We start from the raw sequence: 3,113 nt of genomic DNA, 5'->3' as shown, positions 1-3,113 counted from the left end.
CGACGTCGAGCCCAGCGAGACCCGCCAGATGTGGCGCGAGGCCCTCCACCACATCGTGAGCGCCTGGACCGAGGACGAGTACCAGGCCGACGGCGAGTTCTGGCGCATGGGCGCCCCTCGGCGCGTGCTGCCGAAGCCGCTCCAGAAGCCGCACCCGCCGATCTTCGGCGCCACCAGCAGCCTCGACGGCCACCGCGAGGTCGGCCGCCAGGGCATCGGCCTCTGCTCGTTCACCGTCGGCCTCCCGCCGGAGGAGCTCGTCAAGAACATCAGCGCGTACCGAGAGGGCCTCAGCGAGTGCGAGCAGCCGGTCGGGAAGTTCAAGAACGAGACCGCCGCCACCTTCACGATGGTTCACTGCGGACCGACGAAGCAGGAGGCCTACGAGGTCGCGGCCCGGTCGTTCGAGTGGTACCCGAAGCACGGCGCCGCCCTCATCGGCTCGGTCGCAGAGTGGATGGAGGAGCGCCAGCAGGAGCTCGGGACCTACCAGTACGCCGCCAGCCCCCTCCAGCACCAGCGCGAGGGCGCCCTCGAGCACCTGAACTTCGAGTACATCCACGGCGTCGGTGCCGGCGTCGTGGGCGACCCGGACGAGTGCATCGACACCTGCAAGCGCTACGAGGCCGCCGGCTGCGACCTGCTGCTGTGCCTCGTGAACCCCTACGACATCCCCCACGACCAGGTCATGCAGTCGATCGAGTTGTTCGGGAAGCATGTCATCCCCGAGTTCGACAAGGAGAAGGCCACCACGGCCGTCTGACGATGAACCTCGACACCATCGACCTCACCGACAAGGACGTCTTCGTGCGGGGCGTCCCCTACGACTGGTTCGAGACCTTGCGCCGCGAGGCCCCCGTGTACTGGCACCCCGAGCCCGACGGCGGCCCGGGGTTCTGGTGCGTCACCCGCTACCCGGACGTCGTCACCGTGAACCGCGACAACCAGACGTTCTCGTCCGCCCGCGGCGCGGTGTTCATCTGGGACCTGCCGCCCGAGGACCTCGAGCAGCAGCGCCTCATGATGCTGAACATGGACCCGCCGATGCACACGAGGTATCGCCGGCTCGTGAACAAGGGCTTCACCCCGCGGATGGTCGACGAGCTCGAGCGGACCATCCGAGAGCGCACCCGCGCCATCCTCGACCGAGTGGCGCCCCGAGGGGAGTGCGACTTCGTGGTCGACGTCGCGGCCGAGCTGCCGCTCCAGGTGATCGCCGACATCCTCGGGGTGCCCCAGGCCGACCGACACAAGATGTTCGACTGGTCGAACCGCATGATCGGCTCGGAGGACCCCGAGTACGGCGTGAGCCAGGAGCAGGCCCAGGAGGCCTCGATGGAGCTCTTCGCCTACGCGGCGAAGCTCGCTGAGGACAAGCGGGCCCAGGACCCGCGCGGCGCCGACCTCATCAGCGTGCTGAGCGAGGCCGAGGTCGACGGGGAGCAGCTGACGCAGCTCGAGATCGACCTGTTCTTCATGCTGCTCACGGTGGCCGGGAACGAGACGACCCGCAACCTCATCTCGCACGGGCTCCTGGCGCTGCTGGACCACCCCGACCAGCTGGAGCGCGTCCGCGCCCATCGCGAGCTCCTGCCGGGCGCGGTCGACGAGATGCTGCGGTGCGCGAGCCCCGTCATGCACTTCCGGCGCACCGCGACTCGAGACCTCGTGCTCGGCGACCAGCGCGTCTCCGAGGGCGACAAGGTCGTGATCTGGTACGCGTCCGCGAACCGGGATGAGGCGGTCTTCGAGGACCCGATGCGATTCGACGTCGAGCGGTCCCCGAACGAGCACGTCGCCTTCGGTGGCGGCGGCCCCCACTTCTGCCTCGGCGCGAACCTGGCCCGCATGGAGATCCGGGTCATCTTCGATGAGCTGCTCGACCGCTGGCGGGGTCTCGAGCTGACCGGGGCGCCGGAGCGACTCCGCTCGAACTTCATCAACGGGATCAAGCACATCCCGTTGAAGTTCTCGCCCGCGTAGCGGCTCCGGCCGCCCGGGCGAGCCGCGTCCGATCGGCAAGCCGTTCGGCCCGCCGCGTCGTATCCCCGACGATGGAGTCGCGACGCGTCAACCGGCACGGCGGGCGAGCGGGGCCCAGGGCCCGTTCGGTCCGAGGACTGGCACGACTGGCGGCACTCGTGGCCGCGGTCGGCCTCGTCGGCGCCTTCCCGGGTGTCCTCGAACCGGCGGCCGGGCTGCGCCCCGCCTCGGGACCTCGGGCCCGCTCGGGCTCGTTCGGCTGGCTGGTCGCCGCCCCCGCCCCGCCGGCGTGGAGCCACGAGACGTCGCCGTCGGGGGCGACGCTGTCCTACCCGGCCCCGTTCGCTCCCCTGACCGGCGACCCCGGCTCGATCTCGGCCGCGGTGCGAAGCGGCGACGGCCAGTTCCGCGCCTACCTGAACGTGACCCCCCGGCAGGGTGACGAGCGGCCCCACGGGTTCGCGGCCTTCCGCACCCACCTGCTGGGCGGCGAGCACGACCGTTCCGTGCATCGGGAGGCTGCCGCCGAGGGCCTGCCCTTCCTCGGTGCGACCGGATCGTGTGTCCTCGACGACTACGTGACGCGCATCGGCCACCACCACTTCCGGGAGGTCGCGTGCTTGGTGACGGGACCTCGCGCCGCCGACGTGGTCGTCGCGGCGGCGACCACTCGCGAGTGGAACCGATTCCGGCCGCTCCTGCGACAGGCGGTCGCCTCGTTCGCCGTCTCGTGACCGCACGCCGAGGTGGGACGCGACCAATCCCCCCCGGGCGGTGGCTCGTACAACAGCCGGACGACACGCCGCTGCCGCACCGAGGAGACCAATGCCCCAGCTCGCCACCCTCGACACCGGGCCCGCCCGAGCGCGCCGTGCCCACCACCGCGAGCCGGTGCTGGTCGCGTTGGCGGTCGCAGGTCCGTCGGGCCCGGCCGCCCGCCGCGTCGCCACGAACGTGGCGCTCCTGGCCGGCGCGGGGCTCGTCGCCGCGTCAGCGCTGATCCACCTCTACCTGTGGGCCGACGGCTACCGGCAGGTGACCACCATCGGGCCGCTGTTCCTCGCGCAGGGCGTCGTCGGGCTCGCCCTCGCCGTCCTGCTGATCGCGTACCCGAAGGCCGTCGCCGCCGC

4 protein-coding genes are annotated in these 3,113 nt (G+C 71.3%); all 4 read left to right on the top strand.

All coding sequences use genetic code 11. From position 1 onward, the window contains the following. Nucleotides 1–763, top strand: a 763-nt coding sequence (locus VG869_13120; protein ID HEV3452126.1) for an LLM class flavin-dependent oxidoreductase, incomplete at its 5' end; no start/stop codon positions are given. A 2-nt stretch (nucleotides 764–765) separates the two neighbouring features. Next, the gene (locus tag VG869_13115) at nucleotides 766–1,983 is read left to right on the top strand and encodes a cytochrome P450 (protein HEV3452125.1); all 1,218 of its coding nucleotides are present in this window, start codon (nucleotides 766–768) and stop codon (nucleotides 1,981–1,983) included. A gap of 158 nt (nucleotides 1,984–2,141) precedes the next feature. Continuing rightward, nucleotides 2,142–2,717 (top strand): hypothetical protein, encoded by a 576-nt coding sequence (locus tag VG869_13110; GenBank protein ID HEV3452124.1) that lies wholly within the window; start codon nucleotides 2,142–2,144, stop codon nucleotides 2,715–2,717. 91 nt (nucleotides 2,718–2,808) lie between these two features. Beyond that, on the top strand, nucleotides 2,809–3,113 hold a 305-nt coding region (locus VG869_13105; GenBank protein ID HEV3452123.1), incomplete at its 3' end, for a hypothetical protein.

This window comes from Acidimicrobiia bacterium (assembly GCA_035948415.1).
Classification (GTDB): Bacteria; Actinomycetota; Acidimicrobiia; order IMCC26256; family PALSA-555; genus PALSA-555.
The sequence above is the reverse complement of the archived record's forward strand: the minus strand, read 5'-3'. Positions and strand labels throughout refer to the sequence as shown.

Bases quoted from the DNA above. Each gene is read 5' to 3' on its own strand.
- VG869_13115 (HEV3452125.1), top strand. From the start codon at position 766: ATGAACCTCGACACCATCGACCTCACCGACAAGGACGTCTTCGTGCGG.